We start from the raw sequence: 21,540 nt of genomic DNA, 5'->3' as shown, positions 1-21,540 counted from the left end.
CACGGGTACCTCTCACTCATCAGGGTGTGAAAGGGCAGGACAACACAAAGCGTTTATCACGGGCGGACTTCTGGCGAGCCCACTCCGGGTGCAATCAATCAGGGCATCAGCATCGGGGGAAGGTGCTGATCCCAAGGGGCGATGGCTTCCACGGCTGCGCAGAACTGCAGCACCTGGGCGTCGGCAAACCGTGGGCCGATCACCTGCAAGCCAATCGGCAAACCGCTCGGGCTGAAGCCACAGGGCAGGCTGGCCGCGGGGTTGCCGGTGATATTGAACGGGTAGGTAAACGGCGTCCAGCGCGCCCACGGCACTGCGCCCTCCTCGCCTGGCCAGTCTTCGGGGGCCACGCGGTCGGCGGCGAACGGCAGGATCGGCATCGTCGGCATCAGCAACACGTCGTAGTCGTTAAACAAGGCGTGTACCTGATTGGCGAACAGTGCACGTTGCTGCACGGCCTTGAGGTAAGCCGCCAGATCGTAATCGGCGGAACGCTTGATCAGCGCGGCGAAGCCGGGGTCCAGTTGGTCGAGGCGATCGGCCAGGGATTTACCGTAGGCAATCCCGCGCCCGCCGACCCACAGGGTTTCGAAGGTGGAGAGCGGATCTTGCCAGTCCAGGGTCAGGGTGGTGACGGTGACCGGCAGCTCTTCCGCGAGGTAATGCACCGCCGCTTCGACGGTGGCGGCGATGACCGGGTCCACCGGCGTTTCGAACAAGGTCGGGCAGTACGCCACGCGCAACGGGCCCAACGGCCGGTCGCAGCGCGCCAGGTAGGATTCGGTGGGTGCGGGCAAGGCCTGGTGGTCCAGCGGGTCGGGGCCGGAGAGGATATCGAACAACAACGCGCTGTCGCGCACGGTGCGGGTGATCGGGCCGGCGTGGCTGAGCATCTCAGTGGCGGACCACGGCCAGGTGGGGATTCGCCCCAGGGAGCCTTTAAGGGCGAATGCACCGCAGAAGGCGCCCGGAATACGCACCGAACCGCCGCCGTCGGAGCCCAGCGTGGCCGGGACCATCCGCGCCGCCACCGCGATGGCCGAGCCGGAGCTGGAACCGCCGCTGGTGAGTTGCGGGTTCCACGGGTTGCGGCCATTGCCGAAGACGCGGGAGGTGCTGGCGCCGGTCCAGCCGAATTCAGTGGTGGCGGTCTTGCCGAGGATGATCGCGCCGGCGTCTTTGAGACGGCGGATGATCGGCGCGTCTTGTGTTGGGACGTTGTCCAGCCCAGTGAGCGAGCCGCGGGTGGTGCGCAGGTTGGCGGTGGAGAACAGGTCTTTGATGCCGAAGGGGATACCGTGGAGGGGGCCTTTTATCTGCCCGGCCTCGGCGGCCACCGTCATGGCATGCGCCTGCTCAAGCGCGGCCTCGGTGTAGACGTCGCCAAACGCATTCAGTGTGGAATTGTGGGTTTTGATGGATTCGAGGCTTTGCTCCACCAGTTGCACGGGGGTGAGTGTGCCTTGGCGGATGCTTTCGGCTGCGTGCAGGACGCTGGGCATATCGGTCAGTGAGGTATCAGTCTTCATTGAGCATCCTGGGACATCTGCGAAATGGTCCAGCGGGTACGTCAATAGACGCCAAGGGAATGGCGGCTGTCAAGTTGGATTTGTTGTGTATGTGGGTTTTGTGGGTTTTATTTTGTCGGAGATTTGGCTTACGAAAACGGGCCGGATTAGCCGGGGATTTGGCGAAACGTCCTATCAGTAGCAGTGGATAGCTCTGACTTCTTTCTCTCACAAACCGCTGCAAAGTCCCTCGCCTGATCACACAGCGCGAGGGAACGCCGATGTTTTTCCGATTAATGCCCTGCCCGAATGGGCTGCCTCTTGAATCCCGCCATTGGCAGATTGGCCCTGGCCCCGATGAATGCGGAGACGAGGGACGTTGAGGCCGTCCTCCGCGACTTCAGGGAGTGCCTTAACACCTTTGATGATTGGGCTGAAAACTTCTGGAGCTTTTCGGCGCTGGAAGTCGAGCAAGTGTTCAAGGTCGGGGATGAGGTGGCGCTGATCGCACCTGTTTCCTCGAAAGCCCCAAGTACCACGGTTGCAATGTGCAAATCGAACGGCGCACTCACCTTGGTGCATATGTTTGAGAGCAGGCGGTTTGTGCCGATCGGCAACACGCCGGTCATGCTCCAGGCCATCGCCGAGGACGGCAGTCCGATCGGTCCTCCTGTCCATAAAACCATCGGCCCCAGCGGCATTCTCGAAGTCACCGACTGCACCCGCGACCAGCAGTATCAGGTCAGCTTTTATCCCAATGTTTCCAAAGATCACGTCAAGGCGCTCTACGCCTCCTATCAGTCGGTAATCAGCTCGCTGGAAAGCAGCTTGCGCAGCGAATGGACGAACACGTTCGAAGCGCAGTGGAACCATTATTCAAATGCCAGCCCCCTCGACCGTCGCAAGTTGATGGACGCAGCGTTTGTGCGAGGGATTGCGAACACGCTGTACAGCCTTTGGGACGGAATTCCCAACCTGTACGACTTGCTGGCGGACATCAAACCCAATAGCGAAAAGTTGCTGCACTACATCTCCCAAGGCGAACTTGAAGAGCTGTTGAAGCTTAGCAATGAGGCCATTGCCAACGGTCTTTTGATACTGAGTGACGAACCGCTGTTGTTCATCTATTTGTCGGCGATGTTCAGTTGGGCGTAATTGCTTCCGCCGCCGGATATGAACGAGCTGCTGGGAGAAATAACGCTCGAGGTGCTGCTCAACCTGTTGTTGCTGTGGGCCACCGGCGGGATGGGTGTGGCGGTGCGCTTGGGGGCGCAGGTGCTGGGAAAGGTCAGGTCCGGCCGAGCGCGGGACTGGCTGGAGCAGATGGCCAAGTTGGGCGGCACCCTGCGGATGGATGGGCATGCCGAGGCGGTCAAGCCGATGTTGCTGGCGAGCCAGGCGGTACCGGCCAAGGCGGCGGCGGTGCCGTTGAAAGCCGGACAGCATGAAGTGCCAAATCCGATGCCGCTGGCCAGGGATAAGAGGCAGCCGACGACCGCGTTGGTCAGGCAAGACCCTGTCGACGATGTGCCCTCCTCCGCCAGGAACCCCGGCGGCGATGCGGCCGCTCCCGCAGACAAGACCGCAACCAATGGCTGCCCGGTGTCGATGGTCACCGGTGAGGAACTGCTGACCCTCACGGATGGCTCGTTGGATGGGGTGTTGCCCTTTGCCTGGACGCGGTTGTATCGCAGCAGTGCGGTGGAAGTGGATTGCGGGTTGGGGTTTGGCTGGAGTCATTCGCTGGCTCAGCGGTTGGTGGTTAGCGGTGAAACGGTGGTCTGGATCGATCACGAAAACCGCAGCACTACGTTTCCCCTGCCCTCTGCTACGCGGCCAGCCATCACCAATAGCCTGGCGGAAGCCGCGATTTATCTGGGCGCTTTGCCTGATGAATTGGTACTGGCTCAAACCTCCCTTTTCTATCACTTCCGCGACGGTGTGCTGACGTCGATCAGCGATGCGTATGACAGCCGGCTGCGCATTTCCCGCGATTATTCCGGACGGATTCAGCGGATTGATAACGGCGTCGGCCAGGGATTGCTGCTGCGGTATGACCGTGGACATATCGTTGCCGTCGACTATCAGGTGCAGCGGGAGCTGGACTGGGTTACCGAGCAGAACGTTGTTTCCTACCGGTACGACGAAGCGTGGCGGTTGATTGAAGCGACCAACGCTGTCGGCGAAAGCGAGCGTTATCGGTACGACGATCAGCAGGTGATTCTGGAGCGGCAACTGGCCGGTGGGGCAAGTTTCTTCTGGGAGTGGGAACGGTCCGGCAAGGCGGCGCGATGCGTCCGGCATTGGGCCAGTTTTTCCCAGATGAACACACGGTATGTGTGGGATGACAACGGCACTGTCACCGTCCACAACGCCGATGGCAGCCAGGAAGTCTACGTCCACGACCAGCGCGCGCGGCTGGTCCAACGGATTGATCCGGACGGTGCCGAGCACTTCAAATCCTACGATGAAAAAGGCCGGCTGACGGTCGAGCAGGATCCGTTGGGGGCGATAACGGCCTATCAATACGACGAAGCCGGTCGGTTGATTGCGCTGTTTCCCGGGGACGATGCACCCACATCCTACGAGCATGACAACGGTTTCGTCCGAGTCGTACGCCGTGGTGAGGCGGTCTGGAAATACCAGCGTAACGATCAAGGCGATATCACCCGCAAGACTGATCCGGACGGCAATTACACCGAATACACCTACACCCAACACGGAAAACTCTCCGGCGTCTGGCACCCGGACAACAGCAGTCAGCGCTTTATCTGGAATGAGCGTGGCCAGCTCACCGAAGAGAAATTGGCCAATGGCGGCGTGCGGCGTTTTCGCTATGGCGACCTGGGACGCCAGGTGGCTTGCGAGGATGAGCACGGTGCGCTGACCCAGTATCAGTGGGACGCCGTAGGGCGTTTGCTGAAGGTGATTCAGCCGGGCGGTGCCTCTCGCGAATTCAGCTACAACCCGTACGGAAAAATCACCGCCGAGCGCGACGAACTGGGGCGGGTCATCCGCTACGAATATGCCGACGGCCTGCACCTGATCAGCCGTCGCATCAACCCCGATGGCACACAGCTCAAATACCGCTACGACAATGCCCGGTTGTTACTGACCGAGATTGAAAACGAGGTCGGGGAAACCTATCGGCTCGACTATCACGCCAACGGCCTGATCCAGCAGGAGACCGGCTTTGATGGCCGCCGCACGGCTTATGTCTACGACCTCGCCGGCCATCTGCTGGAAAAGACCGAATACGGCGACGATGGCAGCCAGCTGGTTACCGGCTATCAGCGAGACAGCGCCGGTCGCCTTGTACGAAAAACCCTGCCCGACCGCAGCATTGTCGATTACACCTACGACCGCCTCGGCAATCTCCTCAGTGTCGACGACGGCCATTGGCCGCTGCACTACGAATACGACCTGCAAAACCGCCTCACCGCCGAACACCAAGGCTGGGGCACCCTGCGCTACCGCTACGACGAATGCGGCCAACTCAACCACCTGCGCCTGCCCGACAACAACCGCCTGGCCTTCCATCACGACAAAGGTGGCGACCTGGCCACCATCGAGCTGAATGGCAACCCACTCACCTCACACCTGTTCAAATCCGGCCGCGAACACCAGCGCCAGCAGGGCCAGCTTCTCAGCCACTACCACTACGACGACCAGGGCCGCCTGCATGCCCATGCCATTACCCAACAGGAACAGCGCCATCAGCGCCGCCAATACGACTACGACCAGCGCGGCAACCTGACCCGCATCCTCGATACCCGCAAAGGCCAGCACGACTACCACTACGACCCACTCGACCGCCTGACCCGCGCCAACCACTCGCAAGACCTGCAGGAACGCTTCTTCCACGACCCGGCGGGCAACCTGCTGATGCAAGACCGCGTCGGGCCGAGTGTGATCAAAGGCAACCGCCTGCTGATGCAAGGCGACCGTCATTACGACTACGACGCCTTCGGCAATCTCCTGCGCGAACGCCGGGGCCGTGCACAGCAGTTGGTCACCGAATACCGCTACGACTGTCAGCACCGCCTGATCGCCGTCAGCCAACCCGACGGCACCCACGCCAGCTACCGCTACGACCCGTTCGGTAGGCGCATCACCAAAACGATAAAAGGCCAAACCACTGAGTTTTTCTGGCAAGGCGACATGTTGGTCGCCGAGCACAGCGCCGATCACCACCAAAGCTACCTCTACGAACCCAACAGCTTCCGTCCATTAGCACTGCTACAAGGCTACGGCCCGGAAGCCGTAAAACCTTTCCACTACCAACTCGACCACCTCGGCACCCCACAAGAACTCACAGCACCCGATGGCGAAATCGTCTGGTCCGCGCACTACCGCGCCTACGGCCAAATCGCGAAACTGGACGTCAATACCGTCACCAACCCGCTGCGCTTCCAGGGTCAATACTTCGACCCGGAAAGCGGGCTGCACTACAACCGCCATCGCTACTACAATCCGGACGTTGGCCGCTATCTAACGCCAGATCCGGTGAAACTGGCGGGCGGGCTGAACGGATACCAGTACGTGCCCAACCCTACGGGGTGGGTGGATCCGTTAGGATTGAGCGCCAATTGCCCACCCGGAGGACGAAGTAACCCGAACTGCGGTGTTCCGGTTGAACCCGACGCTCCTGAGGTCTCTCGCAAAGGAGCTTTCAGACAAGCAAAAAGAGCTGCCAAGATACCGATGCGCCAAGACCCAGATATGGTAGTGGACCCAAGGACTGGAGCTGTAAAACAATATGAAATAGTAAAAATGACAGACAAAAATGGTGAAAGTATTTTGAATGACGCGGGCAAACCGATAAAGACCAGGGTATATAAATATACAAAGAGCGATGGTTCTGAAGTACTGATTCAAGACCATTCTGCCGGGCACCGATTCGGCAGCAAAGGCGGAACAGGTGACCAAGGCGCACATTTCAACTTACGGCCCATAGAAAAACCAAGGAACGGTAACGTACCAGGCGCGAAGGAACATTACTTTTTCAAGGAGAAAAAATGAAATATTGGAATGAATTAGATGAAAGCATATTTTTCTGTAAGCTTTTTAGTCACCCAATCGAAATTGGCCGAATTTCTCTTTTTTCATTACAAATAGAGAACGACCAGCCCTCGCTAGGGCTGGGATTTGACATACCGGAATTCCCAGATAACTTACCAGAGAAATGGCAAAACAAAGGGTTCAACACCTGCAGACTCGGGCTTACCTGCTCGAACATCAGCGATTTGAAAATCACCAACATCCCAACCAAAGAAATTTTTTCCGCAACTATCGCGGAAGAAAACGGAATTCTTATATTCCAAGCCGCCGCAAAAAAATCTTCAATCGAATTCAAAGCACAATTCATATCTCTGAATGGTCCTTCGGTTTACATAAACGGCCCTGAGGATGATAAATTTTTAGCTAATCCCAAGCACACCTAATTTGGATTATCCAATTTACGTAAAGATCGGCCACATTTCCTGAGAACAAATACTCGCCCCCTTAACTGAAGAAAATGTGATCATAAAAAACCAATATATATTCAGAGAATCACGATTTGCAGGTGAATTGACGTGAGTTTTCACTGACTCTCCAAGAAAAAGACAAAACACAAATTGATTTACTTAACTCGTTATTCAAAACTGAAAATCTGGATGGGGACGATTTACCGAGCTTATGCCCACAAACTACTTCCTAAGCCCTTGATTTTTGAGGGCCACCTTACGTTCTATCACCAAGAGGGCTTGTAGTTTATACAGCGCAAGCCTCACTCTATTCCGGCAATCGCTCCCCCTCAACTCCACGCCACCACCAACAACCCCGCCCCCAACACCAGACACAGCGGCGAGTAAAAAAACGTATCCAGCCGCGCAAACCGCGACCCACCGACCTTCTTGAAAAACCCCACCAGCTCTGAATCCCCAATCGCCCGGGCAAACATCACCAGCGCCACCGCACTGATCCCCCATTGCAAGGCATGGTTGGACACCGGCTCGAAATACAGCCCGGCCCGCAAACACACCAGCACCGCAATCGCCACCAATCCCACGCCCACCAGCAACGTGCCCAGCGCCGAAGGCTTGAACGCCGGCCGTGGCCCACTGGCGAATTCACCCGGCAGCTGCGGAATCGCCGCGGCAACCCCCAATTTGCCACCGGCCGCCCAGTACAAATGCACCAGGCTGATAAAGCCAAACACCCCGACGATCCATCGCGCGACTAAAAAGCTCATGGCTGGATATCCTTGGAAAAGTCCGAAAGAGGATAGACCTCTTGAGATTTTTGCAGGCAATTCGTCGGCGGCTGATGGTAAAGTGCCGCCCCATGAAACTCGCCCGTACCGACCGCTCGCTCATTGCCTGGATGCTCTATTGCTGCGTCCTGTTCAATGTGTTCGCCTGCAGCATTGGCCACGGGCAAATGATCGGGATGCAGCTCAACGGCATCGGCGGCCAGTTCTGTACGGTGGACCCGCGCACCCAGGCGCCAGCGCCTTACAAGTCCACCGATGAATCCCTGCCCACGCTCTCGAAAGCCTTCGGTTGCCCGCTGTGCTCAACCGGCGGCATGGGCCCGGCGCTCAGCTCCAGCCTCAACGTAGTCGTCCTGCCACAACCCCATGCGCCGCCGCCGGCCATCGTTGCCAGCGCCGACATTCCTGCCCGCTTCACCTGGCCTGCGGCTAATCCGCGCGCCCCACCTGCCTTCGCCTGATACCTGCGCTTTTTTGATTGGCACGTGTTGCCGTCTCCCTCGGGAGTACGGGTGGCTGTGCGTTGTTTTCAAGCCATGTTTTTCAGGATTCAACCATGAAACATCTACCTCTTTTGGCGGGCCTGTTCGGCTGCCTCCCTGTCAGCACCTGGGCGATTGAGCTGGCACCGACCACCATTGATGGCGAACAAACCGGCGAGCCCGGCCTGGCTCTGGACCAATCCAGTGGCATGGCCTCGCGCCTCGGGCTGAGCGTGCGGGAAACCCCGGCGTCCATCGCCATTGCCAATCGCAACGACATCGAACGTCAAGGCGCCAAGACGTTCCGGGACGCGGCCAATACCTTGCCCGGGGTCAACGCCAGCGCGCCGCCGGGGTTTGGCGGTTTTATTTCCTATCGGGGTTTTACCAGCAGCCAGATTACCCAGATGTTCAATGGCGTCGCCGTGTCGGGCGGCCTGGCGCGGCCGGTGGATGCGTGGATCTATGATCGGGTCGAACTGGTGGGCGGCCCCTCCTCGCTGATCAACGGCGCCGGTTCCGTCGGCGGTTCGCTGAACTACGTGACCAAACTGGCCACCCGCGAAGAACAGGCCGCCGAAGGGCAACTGACGTATGGCAGCTACGACACCGCCGGGATGGCCTTCGGCCTCAACCATGCGCTGACCGAACCGGGTGCCGAGGTGCAGCATTACGCACGCCTGGACGTGAGCCGCAACACCAACCACACCTATATCGATCGTCAACAGCGCGATGCCTGGAGCGTGGCATTTTCCCTGTTGAGTGATTTCACGCCGAACCTGTCCCACACCCTGGCGCTGGAATACCAGGACGAGCACGAAGACAGCCCCTATTGGGGCACGCCGGTGCTCAACCCGAAGTCGGGCGAGTTGAAGATCGACAAACACAACCGCTTCAACAACTACAACGTGGCCGACGGCCGTTATGAGCAACGCACGATCTGGGTACGGTCGATCATCGACTACCGGATCAACGACAGCACTACCCTGAAAAACACCCTCTATCACCTCGACAGCCAGCGCGACTATCGCAACCTGGAAACCTACCAGTACAACGCCGACAACAGCGCGGTGAATCGCTCCACGGCCTATCAGGTACGCCATCAGGGCGAGCAGAACGGCAACCAGTTCGAGCTGCGCCATGACGACACATTCTTCGGCTTGAGCACCACGTGGTCGGGTGGCTTTGAGTACAAGGTCAACAGCACCACCAACAACCCACTTAACGTGGCGGGTAAAAGTACGGTGGATCCGAACAACTACGATCCGGGGCACTTCTATGACATCCCCGGCACCAGGCCCGGCTTCGATCCGGACAAGACCAACGCCGTCACCACCCAGGCATTGTTCGTCGAAAACCGCCTGGGGCTGACCGACAAACTGTCACTGCTCACCGGCCTGCGCTATGACGCGATCGACCTTGAGGTCACCAATCACCGAGACATCACCGCCAGCAATCCGCGGCACGTCAAGCGCAGCTGGGAACCGGTCACCGGGCGTATTGGCCTGACGTATCAGTTCATTCCCCAAGCCAATGTCTATCTGCAATACAGCACCGCCGCCGAACAGCCGAGCAGCACCACCCAGGTGTTCGACGTGTCTACCGGCAAGCAGTGGGAAGTGGGCAGCAAGTTCGACTACCTGGACGGTCGCGGCTCGGCCACCGTCGCCGCCTATAAAATTGAGCGCAAGGACTTCGCCGTGACCGACCCGCAGGACCCGACCAACAGCATTCCCGTGGGCGCGCAGTCGTCCAAGGGTATCGAGTTGGCCAGTTCGTTGCGGGTTACGCCCAAATTATTGGTGGAGGGCAACTACGCCTGGGTCGATGCCGAGTACGAGGACTTCAATGAGAAAACCGCCAGTGGGGCCGTGGTGTCGCGCAAGGGCAACACGCCGACCAACGTGCCCAGGCAGGTGGGTAATCTGTGGCTGACCTATGACTTTGCCGAAGATTGGCAAGGTGGCGTGGATGCGCGATATGTGGCGTCGGTGTATGCCGATAACGCCAACACCCTGACGGTGCCGGCGTATACCTTGTTCGGCACATTTTTGACTTACAAGGTGGATCAGCACACCTCTGTGACGGGTCGGGTACGCAACCTGACCAATGAGGTGTATGCCGAATTTGCCCATGTGTCGCCGGCGTATTACCTCGGGTCGCCGAGGACGTTTGAGCTGGCGGTGCAGACGAAGTTCTGACACAAACCCTGTAGGAGCCCGGCTTGCCGGCGATGGCAGCCTCAAGGGCGCCATCGCCGGCAAGCCGGGCTCCTACAGGTATCTTCTATTTCAGGCTAGTCTCCACCTTCTGCGCCACATCCTCAGTCAACCATGCCTTCCAGATCTGCGGATGATCCTTGAGGAACGCCTGGGCGACTTCACGTGGCGGGCTGTGCTTCTCGCTCATCTCGGCCAGCGCCTTGTTCAACGGCTCGATAGGAAAGTCGACCTTGCCAAAGAACTCGGCGATCTGCGGATGCTCCTTCTGGAACGGCGTGGACACACCGATGCTCAGCTTGGAGGCCAGGGAACGTGTGGGTTTTGGGTCAGGATTGTCTGCATCGGTCAACGTTTTCCAGGCCTCGGCGTCAAACGGTGGCTCTTCGAGCTGGATCAGCTTGTAGCGCCCCATCAGCGGGGTGGGTGACCAGTAATAGAACAGCACCGGCTTGCCCCGGCGGATCGACGAGGCAATCTCGGCGTCCAGCGCGGCACCCGAGCCACTGCGGAAATTCACGTAGCTGTCGTCAAGCCCATACGCCTTGAGTTTTTGCTTGTTGACCACTTCCGAGGTCCAGCCGATCGGGCTGTTGAGGAAACGGCCCTTGCCCGGTGCTTCGGGGTCCTTGAACACGTCCTTGTAGCGCGCCAGGTCTTTCACGCTGCGCAGTTCCGGCGCCAGGGGCTTGATGCCTTTGGCCGGGTCGCCCTTGACCACGTATTCCGGCACCCACCAGCCTTCGGTGGCACCCTTGACGATATCCCCCAGGCCCACCACTTTGCCTTCAGCCTCGGCCTTGACCCACACCGGACTGCGGCCGGCCCATTCTTCACCGATCACCTGGATATCGTTTTTCGCCAGGGCGGTTTCCAGGGTAATGGTGGTGCCGGGCAACGTGTCGGTGGGCAAGTCATAGCCCTTTTCGACAATCACCCGCAGCACCTCGGTGATCAGGCTGCCACTTTCCCAGTTCAGGTCCGCAAAATGAATCGGCGCCTGGGCGGCCGATACCGGCAGCGACACCACCGACAGACTCAGGGTCGTCAGTGACGCGGCCAACAGTGCTCGAATTCCTTTCATGCTTTGCACCTCATGCCTACAGCAATAGCGAACGGCTTTGCTGTAACACCGCGAAGCCTCTGAATACTTAAGTCAACTCAACTGTAGTAGAGGTTCCGGGGAACACGGCATGTAACGGCGTTACTCGCTGGCCTTGAAGGTCACGAGTTCACCCTTGCGCCATTTGGCGGCCTTGCCGGTGACAGCCTTCAGGGTCTTGGTCAGGCCCTCTACCAGTTGCTCATTGGCGGCGAATACCAACATCACGCTGTGGCCTTCCTTGAACACGATGCCCTGGCCTTCGGCCGAGGAAACAAAGGCGTAGTCGCCCAGTCCATACACCGTCAACTTGATATCGCGAAACTTCAGTTCGAACTTGCCGCCTTCGCGACTGGGCAATACAGCGGCCCGGAAATGATCACCGACCTTGAGTTCCAGTCGCGGCTTGTCATCCACCACCAGCGCCGTTTCGGTATCGATCTCGGCGATGTAGATACCTTCAGGTGTCTGCTCAGTGATGTAGACGAAACGGGACTGAAACTGCTTGACCAACTTTGCGCGCAAATCACCCAGCACGAACAACGCGTGCATATCCAGATTACTGACTGCCAAGGAAACGCCCCCACATCAAAAAGGTGCTGACCGCCAGGCGGGCAGCACAAAAACGGCCGAAACGGCACGATCACACGACAAATCCACTGAAAAAACTGAAGAAGGCCCACGCTGCAAAGCCATAAGACTAGTACAGGCGTGCCCGACGTACCTTACGCAAGGTCGCCGAGCGTTGCAGGAAATCACAGGTTTAATGGCCGGAGAATACTGGCCGCCCTACTTCAGACAATAACCCTTAAAAAAATGCAGTTTTCCGACATCCAACACAGAAACTAATGCTTTGGATGGAACCGGACGCCGGATGCTGACAACAATACTAAAACAGCAACACGGGTCAAAACCACCCGAAATATTGCAAGCGGGTCCGCAGGATCGATCGACAGGAGCTGATTATGCAACGACCTCAACCGATTGCCACACCCTCGAACACAGGTTCATCTTTTATGGATGACGGCCAATTCTACTCCCTATACACCCAGGGCAGTTGCCTGCATTCGGTTCTCTATCGCGTAGTACCCGCCGGAAGAAACTTCTTTCATATCCTTGAAGTGCCCAGCGGGCGGATCAAAGGTTTTCGCAGCGGCCATCGCCAGGCGTGCGAACTGGCCAAACAACTTGAAGCCATCCTGCAAGCGCCCCACGGCTGAACCTCGGCGCTGTCGTTTCGTCATCTGGTTGACTTTACTGCGCCGCCCGCGCGTAACAACTGCCATACTGGTCCGTCCATTGAGATTTGTCCCCTTGCGGTTCAGGTTTCATCAGCGCAATTACCTCCAAGGGAAGGCTATACGTGACGGAATTTGATATAGGCGAATTTTTCATCCATGGCGAAGCCAGGGAAGTAGACGGTGAATTTCAAGCCGTGATCGTGATGCGGGCCAAGGCGCCCCTGACCACCGTGACGATCCATCAGGTAGAAAAGGACCGCTGGTTCAAAACCGTAGACGCCGCCCACACAGCAGCAAAGGAAGCCGCCAAAGCGCTTAAAGCCGCCGTCGACTCAGGCGCACTGACCTCCTGATTACCCGGCGCGACAATCCGATCGAACTCTGCCCCGCTACAACCCTCCCATGCATACGATGATCAGCCTGCATGGAGAACGATATGGAAGCGCCGACTTACACCCTCGAAGACCTGTTTGAACAACTTGGACTGGAATCGTCCCCCGAGGCGATTGACGCCTTCATCGGCGAACATACCCTGGCCAATGACGTAAAGCTGATCGATGCGGACTTCTGGTCACCGCAACAAGCCCAGTTCCTGAAAGATGAACTGCGTGAAGACGCGGTGTGGGCCATCGCGGTCGACGAACTGAACCAGCGCCTGCACCAGCCACGCTGATTCCCTCAATGCAGGCTGTCTGACTGTTCCAGGCGCAGCAGCGCCTCCCAGGCAGCCCTGCACTCCTCAGCTTCATCGCGACTGGCGAAGGCTGTGCCACGCTGCTCGCCGTTAAGCAGTACCACCCAACAGGCCTTGCGCCCCAGCGCACGCAGGGTTGGCGGTACGCCACTGCCAATCATCACGGCGACATCGACTTTGGTTTGCATGGGGAGCCTCCAGAGAATTAGTTAGCTGGCTAACAATGTTCGCCATGCTACGGTTTTCCTCCAGTTGGAAAAAGCTATCCCCGGAATAGCTCCCTTGCATAACCTGCAACAATCGACCCGCTGGGTTAACGTCCCTCGGGTTTATAGCCCAGCCGCAAACCACCCCAGTGCCTGCCATTCACCGTGATCGGCACCGAAAGGTCGTGCATCAACTCGCCGGTATCGCGGGTGTAGGTTTGCAGCAACACTGCCTGCTGGTGGCTGCCACAGCGGATCCCGGTGCGGTCTTCAAATTTGCGTTTGGTGCGGTTCTGTAGCGCGTCCACCTGGGCATCGCCGGTCAATGTCTGGGAAAACGCCTTGTTGTGGGTCGGTACATAACCCTGTGGCGTGCAGGCAATTGCAAACACCAGGCCCTCGTGCCGAGGCAACAAGGCCTCCTGGATCGCCGGCAGCACCTGGTCGGTGTAGCTGTCGAAACGGGTGTGGTACTTGCTTGGCCGGGTGTTGGGAATCGGGGTGTAACTGCGGTCGAACAGGTCGTCCAGGCTGATGCGGTTTTGCAGCACGTCGGCTTCAAACTGCGCGGCGATCCGGCTCGCGCCTTCGCGGGCGAGGTCGTAGATGCGTTGGTGGTAGTCGTCCAGGCCGACCTCGGCGAGGCGCTCGCTGATGGTTTCGGCCTGCCCTTCCATTTGCACCGCAGCGGCGGCCAGTTGTTGGGTCTGCTGGTCGCTGACGGTCAAATCGCTGCGCATCTGCTCCACCGCATGGAACAGGCTGTCGAGTTGGGCGCGGTTGGTGTCGGTGCCCTGGGCGATTTCATTGACCTGGCCTTCCACGTCCGCTGCCAGGGTGGCAATGCTGTCCAACTGCTCACCGGCGTGCTCCACCTGTTCGACACCGGATTGCAAATCCGCCGACAATTGCCGGATCTGCTCCACCACCTGGGCGGTACGCTGCTGGATATCCGCCACCATCACCCCGACTTCATCCGTCGCGGTGGCGGTTCGCCCGGCCAGGCCGCGTACTTCGTCGGCGACCACCGCAAAGCCGCGACCATGCTCACCTGCCCGGGCGGCTTCGATCGCCGCGTTCAGCGCCAGCAGGTTGGTCTGGCTGGCGATCGACTGGATCACCAGGGTAACGCGCTGGATTTCTTCGCTGCGCTGGCTCAAGGCCTCGATCAATTGACGGCTGTCGTTGGCGCGCTGGCTGAGCTGATGCATGCGGGTGATGGATTGCGCCAGCACTTCGCGCCCTTCGGTGCTGCGCTGATGAGCCTGGCTGGCCGCGCCGAGCGCCTGGCGACTTAGCGCCGAGGTGACCTTCTCGGTGCCAATCATCACTTCGGCACTGCTGACAATCTGCCTGGCCGCGCCCAATTGCGATTGCAGCCTGGCCGCCAGTTGCTTGACCGAATAGGCCACGCCCGCCGCAGACAACGCGTTATGACTGGTGGTGTAGGACAGGTCGCGGGTCAGCTCGCCGATCGCATCGGTGGCTTCGGACGGTGCAGCGCTGGGGGTGCGATGTTTCAGGCGGGGCAGCCAGATCAGCAACAGGGCCACCGGCACGCACAGGTAAATCGAGAGTTGGGCAAACGCCAGGCCCAGCAGCAACAGCACCAGGGCGGTACTTTGCAGGAGCGGCGTCAACCAGCCGGGCAACTGACGCACCACCGCGGGTGGTGACGCTGCTGCGCCCATGAGAGATCCGTCTCCAGCCATGTTCGTTACCCCACTGCTTGTCGTTATTGTGACTGCATTAGACGCCACTATGTGGCCATTATCCATGGGCCTTTAGTGGGGGGCTTGCAGCAGATCAATAAACGGGGGGTACAGGCTGTTTTCTGCTGGGAACCGGGCAACCCGGCTCCAGCAGTTCACCGCATCAGGCTTGACGCTGGTGCTTGTCGATTTGCTCGTGGCGCTCTTGCGCTTCGATGCAGTACTTGGTGGTAGGGCTGATCAGCAGGCGCTTGAGGCCGATAGGCTCGCCGCTGTCGTCACACCAGCCGAAGGAATCTTCCTTGATACGGCCCAGGGCCTGCTCAAGTTGCGGCAGCATGCGCTGGTCGCGGTCGATGGCATTCACCAGCCAGGTGCGCTCTTCTTCGACAGAAGCAGCGTCAGCCGGGTCAGCCGGGGTGTCCAGGCTTTCGATGGCGATGCGGTTCTGTTCAATGCGCTCGTGGTGTTCCACTTTCATGTCTTGCAACAACTGCTCAAAAAAGCGTGCTGCTCGGCATTCATGTAGTCATCCGCCGGCATGGCCAGCAACTTTTCCTTTGTCATTGATTTCTCTATAAAAAATACGTGCATCAAGGCGAATAAGGGAGCGTTCCGGCAGGCCTCTGCAGGTCTCGGAAAGGCGCCATCCATTTCAAGCGCCACCCGGCACTCAATTTACGAGGGGCGGCAGTCTAAGGCCGACTTGAGGGCTCAGCAACTGAAATGACAGGCATTTTTTCCAAGATAACCCGCAAAGGCACCAGGACGGGCTCGGCGAACGGTCATCGGAGTGCGTTTATAGCAAGAAATTCAGTGTTGTGGAGCTATATAGAAGACAAACGGTTAAACGTTGATGGCAAAACGCTCATGTGGGAGCCGGGCTTGCCCGCGATGCAGACGACTCGGTCTGTCAGCGAAACCAAGTTGATGCTATCGCAGGCAAGCCAGCTCCCACATGTTGATTGATGTAGCCCTGAGGACCGTGTTAGCGCTTGAGCTTGCGCTTGTTGCGATACTGGTCGATCACCACCGCCACCACGATGATCAACCCCTTGATGATGTCCTGGATGTACGCATCCACGCCGACGAAGGTAAACCCGCTGGCCATCACCCCGAGGATCAGCGCGCCGATCACGGTACCGGTGATGCGCCCTACCCCGCCCGCCAGGCTGGTGCCGCCGATCACCGCGGCGGCAATCGCGTCCAGCTCATACGACATGCCCATGCCCGCTTGCCCGGTGGCGGCCCGTGCCGAGGCCACCACGCCCGCCAGGCCTGCCAGCAAGCCGGCGATGCTGTAGACGATGATCAAGTGGCGCTTGACGTTGATCCCCGAGGTGCGCGCCGCCTGCATGTTGCCGCCGATGGCGTAGGTGTATTTGCCGTACTTGGTGTAGCGCAGCGCGATATGGAAGATCACCGCCACCACCAGGAAGATCACCACCGGCATCGCGCCATGGCCGATCGCGGTGTAGGAGTCCGAGAGCATGCTCACCGGCTGGCCTTCAGTGTAGTAACGCGCCAGGCCACGGGCCGAAACCATCATGCCGAGGGTCGCAATAAACGGCGGGATCCCGGTAACCGCAATGATGCTGCCGTTGATAGCCCCCGCCAGCAACCCCACGCCCAGGCCCATCGCCACCGGTATCCACACCGGCAGGTCCGTCAGGGAGGGGAACACCGCCCGGGAAAAGTCGGAAGTCTGCGCCAGACTGGCGGCGATCATCGCCGACAACGCCAGCACCGAGCCCGACGACAGATCGATACCCGTGGTGATGATCACCTGGGTGACGCCAATCGCCAGCAGGCCGATGATCGACACTTGCAGGATCATCAACACCAGGCGCTGGGAGTTCATCAGGAAGCTCTGGTCCCGCACGATCCAGCCGAACAGCTCGAACACCAGGCCGATGCCAATCAGCACCAGCAGGATGCTCAGCTCGGTGGGCATGCGTCGACGGTGCTTGACCGGCGCCGCAGCGGGCTTCTTTTCCTCGGGTTTGCTTTCCAGTATCGCGTTCATAACCACTCACCTTTTTTTATCGCATTGCGCCGGCCGCAACGGGCCGGCGCCGTCTGTTCGTTAGTGGACCGCCGTCATACCGGAAGCCAGTTGCATGACTTTTTCCTGGGTCGCTTCGCTGCGGTCCAGGGTGCCCATCAGGTCGCCTTCGTGCATCACCATCACCCGGTCGCTCATGCCCAGCACTTCCGGCAACTCCGAAGAAATCATGATCACCGCCATGCCTTCGCTGGCCAGGTAGGAAATCAGCCGGTAGATCTCGGCCTTGGCGCCGACGTCGATACCGCGGGTGGGCTCGTCGAGGATCAGCAGACGCGGGTTGGTCATCAGCCAGCGGGCCAGCAGGGCTTTTTGCTGGTTGCCGCCGGACAAGGTGTCGATGCACTGCTCCAGCGACGGGGTTTTCACCCGCAGCTTGGTGCACATGTCCTCACACAGGGCCCGCAGGGCTTTCTGCTGGATAAACCCGTTGCCGGTGTAATGCGGCAGCACGGCCATTTCCATGTTTTCGAGCACCGACAGGCAGGGGAACAGGCCACTGAGCTTGCGGTCTTCGGTCAGCAGCGCGAAGCCCTTCTCGATGGCCATGTGCGGGTCGGTGATACGTACGGTCTTGCCGTCCAGCTGGATCTCGCCGCCGGAGCTTGGGGTAATGCCAAAAATGGTTTCGGCCACGTTGGTACGGCCAGAGCCCATCAACCCGGCGATGCCCAGAATCTCCCCGGCGTGCAGGTCAAACGAGACGCCCTGGAATACCCCGTCCAGGCGCAGGTCACGCACCGACAGCAGCAGCTTGCCGATAGGCTTGTCGCGCACCGGGAACAGCTGGCTCAGCTCACGCCCCACCATCATCGAAATGAGGCTGTCGCTGTCCATGCTGTCGGCCCGCTGCAGGCCGATATAGGCGCCGTCGCGGAACACCGCCACTTCATCGGCGATGGCGAACACTTCGTTCATTTTATGGGTGATGTAGATGATGCCTTTGCCCTGGGACTTGAGGTCGGCAATGATCGAAAACAGGTGGGCCACTTCTTTGTCGGTAATGGCTGACGTCGGTTCATCCATGATCAGGATGTCGGAGTCATAGGACACCGCCTTGGCAATCTCGACCATCTGCCGCTCGGCGATGCTCAGGTTGCCGACGTGTTCTTCCGGGTCGAGGTTGATCCGCAGCCGCTCCAGCAATTGCGCGGTGCAGCGGTGCATTTCCCGGTGGTTGACCATGTGCAGGCCGTTGAGCTGCTCACGGCCGATCCAGATGTTCTCGGCGATGCTCATGTGCGGCATCAGGTTGAGTTCCTGGTGGATCATCGCGATCCCGGCCTTTTGCGCCGCCAACGGCGTTTCGAATTTGATCGGCTTGCCACGCAAGCGGATTTCACCCGCGTCGGGCTGATAGATACCGGCGATGATTTTCATCAGCGTCGACTTGCCCGCGCCGTTTTCGCCCATCAGCGCCAACACCGAGCCCGGGCGCACCCGCAGCTGCACATCGGCCAGGGCCACGACGCCGGGAAAGCCTTTGCTGATGTTGGAAATTTCCAGCAGGTAGGGCTCGCTCGGCCCGTCGGGCTGAGGGCCCGGCAGCGGGGCTTGCGAAGCAGTGGCTTGAGCAAACATATCGGGTACTCCGTCAGCAGGGCCGCCGTGGCTGCCCTGCCGGTTTATTGTTGTTATTAAGGGCTACTTGAAGTCTTTAACGTTGTCCGGGGTGATCAGCTTGAACGGGATCACCACGTTCTGCTCCACCGGCTCGTGCCTGGCCATCTTGCGTGCGGCTTCCACCGAACCCACGGCCTGGCCGTTGGCGTCCTGGAAGGCGGACGCGGCCATGTCGCCCTTGGTGATCGCGTTCAGACCGTCCGGCGTGCCATCAACCCCGGCAATCAGCACGGTGCCCGGCTTGGTACCTGCCGATTTCAACGCCATGGACGCGCCAATCGCCATCTCGTCGTTGTTGGCCAGCACCGCGTTGAATTCGCGGCCCTGGGTCAGCCAGTCGTTGACCAGGGTCATGCCCTTGTCACGCAGCCAGATGCCGGTCTGCTCCTGCTCGATCTTGATGTCCGGGTATTTGGCCAGGACTTCCTTGACGCCCTTGGTACGGTTGGTGGTGGAGTTGTTCGCCAGGTCTCCCAGCAGGATCACGATCTTGCCCTTGCCGCCGAGCTTTTCGGCGATGTACTGCATTTGCAGCCGGCCGGCCTCGACATCGTTGGAAGTCACCGCCACGATGCCCTTGGGCAAATCTGTCTGGTCGGGACGGCGGTTGACGTACACCAGCGGAATGCCTGCCGCGAGCGCCGCTTTACTGATATTGGCGGTAGACGCGGTGTCGACCGGGTTGACGATGATGGCGTCGACTTTCTGGCTGATAAAGTTCTCGACCTGGCTCAGTTGCTTGACCACGTCGGCGCGGGCGTCTTCGAACTGCAGCTGTACGCCGTCACCCTTGGGGTAGGACTTGGCTTGCTTGTCCATGTCCTCACGCAGGTAGGTCAGGAAGGTGTCGTCGAATGCCGACATGCTCACGCCCACCTTGATATCGGCGGCCGTGGCGAAACCACTGGCGAGCATCATGGACAGGGCCAGTGCGGTAAAACGGATCGGGGTCTTCATGAACGGTCTGTCTCCAATTTCTTGTTGGTTTTGTGGACGTTGCGTTTTTCAGAGCGAAGCTGTCGGCAGTCGAACGATCGGCGCCCCCGGAATGCAGCACACCAGGGAACCCTTGCTTTCGACGCACAGGACATTCAGGAGGGAGAAGTAAAACGGCCGGGCGCGGGGCAGACCGCGTGGCGTGAGGGCAGGACGTAAAACTCGCAGTACAGCGTTGAAGATTTTCATCTGACGGTACCTTGGTTGTTTTGATCTTGTTTTTGTCGAGTCGCCCGAATCGAGTCCGAACGTACTTTATGCAACCTGGAAATGACTTTATTGGAAAATAATTTCCATATCAACTTATTTTAGAATTTTATTCTATTTTTCATTTATGGCTTTCCAAAGCGGCCATTTCCACCACCTGTTGGCGTTCGGAACTGAGGCGTGCCGCGTCCAGTACACGGGTGGTTTCCAGTGCATCCCGGGCATCCACCGGCAGCGGGCCATGACCTTCCACCGCGCTTTGCAGCTGGCTATAGAACTGATTCCAGCGACCCTTTTCCGACGGGACACGCTCGCGCTCCTCGCCTTGCTCGAACCAGCCCCAGCGTCGATGCTCCTCGGCGCCCCAGTGCTCGCCTTCGGTTTTCGGCGTCTTGCCGGCCATCAGCAACGCTTCCTGACCGTCCAGCCCTTCCACGGTGTAGCAACCTGCGGTGCCATTCACCCGGAAACGCGGCGCCTGGCTGTTCTGCAAGGCACTGCCCCACAGGTGGGAAATCACCCCGCTGGCATGGGTCATGGACACGAAGAAACCGTGATCCACAGTGGGCTCCTGTCCGGTGTAGTGCAATTGCGCGAACACCCGATCCACCGGGCCGAACAGTTGCAGGGCCTGGTCCACCAGATGGCTGCCCAGGTCCCGCAGGAATCCGCCGCCGCTGGCATTGCCCACGGAGCCCGGGTTGTAGCGTTCCACCCGGGATTCGAAGCGGGTGACGGTGCCCAATGCGCCGGCGTCGATCAGCTTGCGCAGGGTCAGGAAGTCCGAGTCCCAGCGCCGGTTCTGGTAGACGCTGAGCAACACGCCCTGGCGCTCGGCGGCGGTAATCAACGCCTGGGCTTGTTCGGCATTGCTGGCAAAAGGTTTGTCACTGACCACCGCCACGCCGTGCTCGATGGCTTCCAGCACCAGCGCGGGGCGGCCCTTGAGGGTGGTGGAGATCACCAGCGCATCGATGCCCGCCTCGACGATCTGGCCGATGCTATCGAAGGCTTTTACGCCGGGATGCTCCTTTGCCAACTGTTGGCGGCGTTCAGGTGAACGGGTGACCACGCCGACAAAGGTCGCCCCCGGCAGGCTGGCAATCAGCGGTGCGTGAAAAAAGCGGCCACCGTGGCCGTATCCAACCAGTCCGATTCGCATACAAATACTCCTTGGTTAATAGTGGCGAGGGAGCTTGCTCCCAGGCCACAGAGCAAGCCACAACGGT

The 21,540-nt window shown here is 59.3% G+C and carries 16 protein-coding genes and 2 pseudogenes; 7 read left to right on the top strand and 11 right to left on the bottom strand.

Annotation, left to right across the window (positions count from 1 at the left end):
- Positions 1–98 precede the first annotated feature (98 nt).
- On the bottom strand, positions 99–1,529 hold the full coding sequence (locus tag JFV30_RS10345; RefSeq protein ID WP_201123492.1) for an amidase: 1,431 nt from the start codon (positions 1,527–1,529) through the stop codon (positions 99–101).
- 336 nt (positions 1,530–1,865) lie between these two features.
- Between JFV30_RS10345 and JFV30_RS10340 the strand changes: the two are divergent.
- Positions 1,866–6,530: pseudogene (locus tag JFV30_RS10340) on the top strand (RHS repeat-associated core domain-containing protein).
- Positions 6,527–6,952: an Imm50 family immunity protein gene (locus JFV30_RS10335; RefSeq protein ID WP_201123490.1), complete on the top strand. Its 426-nt coding sequence runs from the start codon at positions 6,527–6,529 to the stop codon at positions 6,950–6,952. Before JFV30_RS10340 ends, JFV30_RS10335 begins: the two are co-directional and overlap by 4 nt.
- A 353-nt stretch (positions 6,953–7,305) precedes the next feature.
- Here the strand turns inward: JFV30_RS10335 and JFV30_RS10330 are convergent, their stop codons facing one another.
- On the bottom strand, positions 7,306–7,743 hold the full coding sequence (locus tag JFV30_RS10330) for a DUF3995 domain-containing protein (RefSeq protein ID WP_169388104.1): 438 nt from the start codon (positions 7,741–7,743) through the stop codon (positions 7,306–7,308).
- A gap of 92 nt (positions 7,744–7,835) precedes the next feature.
- Between JFV30_RS10330 and JFV30_RS10325 the strand changes: the two genes are divergently transcribed.
- The gene (locus tag JFV30_RS10325; protein ID WP_201123488.1) at positions 7,836–8,225 is read left to right on the top strand and encodes a DUF2946 domain-containing protein; all 390 of its coding nucleotides are present in this window, start codon (positions 7,836–7,838) and stop codon (positions 8,223–8,225) included.
- A gap of 95 nt (positions 8,226–8,320) precedes the next feature.
- Complete coding sequence (locus JFV30_RS10320) at positions 8,321–10,447, top strand: TonB-dependent receptor (RefSeq protein ID WP_201123486.1); 2,127 nt, start codon at positions 8,321–8,323, stop codon at positions 10,445–10,447.
- An 85-nt stretch (positions 10,448–10,532) separates the two neighbouring features.
- On the opposite strand, the gene JFV30_RS10315 is transcribed toward JFV30_RS10320, so the two are convergent.
- Positions 10,533–11,549 carry an ABC transporter substrate-binding protein gene (locus JFV30_RS10315; RefSeq protein WP_201123484.1) on the bottom strand — a complete coding sequence of 339 codons (1,017 nt, stop codon included), beginning with the start codon at positions 11,547–11,549 and terminating at the stop codon, positions 10,533–10,535.
- Positions 11,550–11,669: 120 nt separating this feature from the next.
- Positions 11,670–12,119 carry a hypothetical protein gene (locus JFV30_RS10310; RefSeq protein WP_010173142.1) on the bottom strand — a complete coding sequence of 150 codons (450 nt, stop codon included), beginning with the start codon at positions 12,117–12,119 and terminating at the stop codon, positions 11,670–11,672.
- Between the two features lie 464 nt (positions 12,120–12,583).
- Here JFV30_RS10310 and JFV30_RS10305 point away from each other — a divergent pair, with 464 nt between their 5' ends.
- The 3 genes from JFV30_RS10305 (at position 12,584) to JFV30_RS10295 (ending at position 13,481) form a co-directional block, all read left to right on the top strand.
- Positions 12,584–12,787, top strand: coding sequence for a hypothetical protein (locus JFV30_RS10305; protein ID WP_081480109.1), 204 nt, complete (start codon positions 12,584–12,586; stop codon positions 12,785–12,787).
- A 143-nt stretch (positions 12,788–12,930) separates the two neighbouring features.
- Positions 12,931–13,161: a hypothetical protein gene (locus JFV30_RS10300; protein WP_201123482.1), complete on the top strand. Its 231-nt coding sequence runs from the start codon at positions 12,931–12,933 to the stop codon at positions 13,159–13,161.
- Between the two features lie 83 nt (positions 13,162–13,244).
- The gene (locus JFV30_RS10295) at positions 13,245–13,481 is read left to right on the top strand and encodes a DUF2789 domain-containing protein (protein ID WP_010173147.1); all 237 of its coding nucleotides are present in this window, start codon (positions 13,245–13,247) and stop codon (positions 13,479–13,481) included.
- Positions 13,482–13,486: 5 nt separating this feature from the next.
- On the opposite strand, the gene JFV30_RS10290 is transcribed toward JFV30_RS10295, so the two are convergent.
- The 7 genes and pseudogenes from JFV30_RS10290 to JFV30_RS10260 all read right to left on the bottom strand — a co-directional run bounded on the left by JFV30_RS10290 (position 13,487) and on the right by JFV30_RS10260 (position 21,473).
- Positions 13,487–13,690 carry a hypothetical protein gene (locus tag JFV30_RS10290; RefSeq protein WP_201123480.1) on the bottom strand — a complete coding sequence of 68 codons (204 nt, stop codon included), beginning with the start codon at positions 13,688–13,690 and terminating at the stop codon, positions 13,487–13,489.
- Between the two features lie 125 nt (positions 13,691–13,815).
- On the bottom strand, positions 13,816–15,036 hold the full coding sequence (locus tag JFV30_RS10285; protein WP_446739872.1) for a methyl-accepting chemotaxis protein: 1,221 nt from the start codon (positions 15,034–15,036) through the stop codon (positions 13,816–13,818).
- A 547-nt stretch (positions 15,037–15,583) separates the two neighbouring features.
- Positions 15,584–15,987, bottom strand: a pseudogene (locus tag JFV30_RS10280) (TraR/DksA family transcriptional regulator).
- Between the two features lie 421 nt (positions 15,988–16,408).
- Positions 16,409–17,446 carry an ABC transporter permease gene (locus tag JFV30_RS10275; protein ID WP_003214704.1) on the bottom strand — a complete coding sequence of 346 codons (1,038 nt, stop codon included), beginning with the start codon at positions 17,444–17,446 and terminating at the stop codon, positions 16,409–16,411.
- 60 nt (positions 17,447–17,506) lie between these two features.
- Positions 17,507–19,066, bottom strand: a complete 1,560-nt coding sequence (locus JFV30_RS10270; RefSeq protein ID WP_010173155.1) for a sugar ABC transporter ATP-binding protein — start codon at positions 19,064–19,066, stop codon at positions 17,507–17,509.
- A 63-nt stretch (positions 19,067–19,129) separates the two neighbouring features.
- Positions 19,130–20,065, bottom strand: a complete 936-nt coding sequence (locus JFV30_RS10265; RefSeq protein WP_010173158.1) for a sugar ABC transporter substrate-binding protein — start codon at positions 20,063–20,065, stop codon at positions 19,130–19,132.
- Between the two features lie 367 nt (positions 20,066–20,432).
- Complete coding sequence (locus tag JFV30_RS10260; RefSeq protein WP_201123476.1) at positions 20,433–21,473, bottom strand: Gfo/Idh/MocA family protein; 1,041 nt, start codon at positions 21,471–21,473, stop codon at positions 20,433–20,435.
- Positions 21,474–21,540 lie beyond the last annotated feature (67 nt).

It is taken from the genome of Pseudomonas sp. TH32 (assembly GCF_016650855.1).
In the GTDB taxonomy this organism is placed as follows: Bacteria; Pseudomonadota; Gammaproteobacteria; order Pseudomonadales; family Pseudomonadaceae; genus Aquipseudomonas.
The sequence above is the reverse complement of the archived record's forward strand: the minus strand, read 5'-3'. Positions and strand labels throughout refer to the sequence as shown.

Bases quoted from the DNA above. Each gene is read 5' to 3' on its own strand.
- JFV30_RS10345 (WP_201123492.1), bottom strand. From the start codon at position 1,529: ATGAAGACTGATACCTCACTGACCGATATGCCCAGCGTCCTGCACGCA.
- JFV30_RS10335 (WP_201123490.1), top strand. From the start codon at position 6,527: ATGAAATATTGGAATGAATTAGATGAAAGCATATTTTTCTGTAAGCTT.
- JFV30_RS10330 (WP_169388104.1), bottom strand. From the start codon at position 7,743: ATGAGCTTTTTAGTCGCGCGATGGATCGTCGGGGTGTTTGGCTTTATC.
- JFV30_RS10325 (WP_201123488.1), top strand. From the start codon at position 7,836: ATGAAACTCGCCCGTACCGACCGCTCGCTCATTGCCTGGATGCTCTAT.
- JFV30_RS10320 (WP_201123486.1), top strand. From the start codon at position 8,321: ATGAAACATCTACCTCTTTTGGCGGGCCTGTTCGGCTGCCTCCCTGTC.
- JFV30_RS10315 (WP_201123484.1), bottom strand. From the start codon at position 11,549: ATGAAAGGAATTCGAGCACTGTTGGCCGCGTCACTGACGACCCTGAGT.
- JFV30_RS10310 (WP_010173142.1), bottom strand. From the start codon at position 12,119: ATGCACGCGTTGTTCGTGCTGGGTGATTTGCGCGCAAAGTTGGTCAAG.
- JFV30_RS10305 (WP_081480109.1), top strand. From the start codon at position 12,584: ATGGATGACGGCCAATTCTACTCCCTATACACCCAGGGCAGTTGCCTG.
- JFV30_RS10295 (WP_010173147.1), top strand. From the start codon at position 13,245: ATGGAAGCGCCGACTTACACCCTCGAAGACCTGTTTGAACAACTTGGA.
- JFV30_RS10290 (WP_201123480.1), bottom strand. From the start codon at position 13,690: ATGCAAACCAAAGTCGATGTCGCCGTGATGATTGGCAGTGGCGTACCG.
- JFV30_RS10285 (WP_446739872.1), bottom strand. From the start codon at position 15,036: ATGATTGGCACCGAGAAGGTCACCTCGGCGCTAAGTCGCCAGGCGCTC.
- JFV30_RS10275 (WP_003214704.1), bottom strand. From the start codon at position 17,446: ATGAACGCGATACTGGAAAGCAAACCCGAGGAAAAGAAGCCCGCTGCG.
- JFV30_RS10270 (WP_010173155.1), bottom strand. From the start codon at position 19,066: ATGTTTGCTCAAGCCACTGCTTCGCAAGCCCCGCTGCCGGGCCCTCAG.
- JFV30_RS10265 (WP_010173158.1), bottom strand. From the start codon at position 20,065: ATGAAGACCCCGATCCGTTTTACCGCACTGGCCCTGTCCATGATGCTC.
- JFV30_RS10260 (WP_201123476.1), bottom strand. From the start codon at position 21,473: ATGCGAATCGGACTGGTTGGATACGGCCACGGTGGCCGCTTTTTTCAC.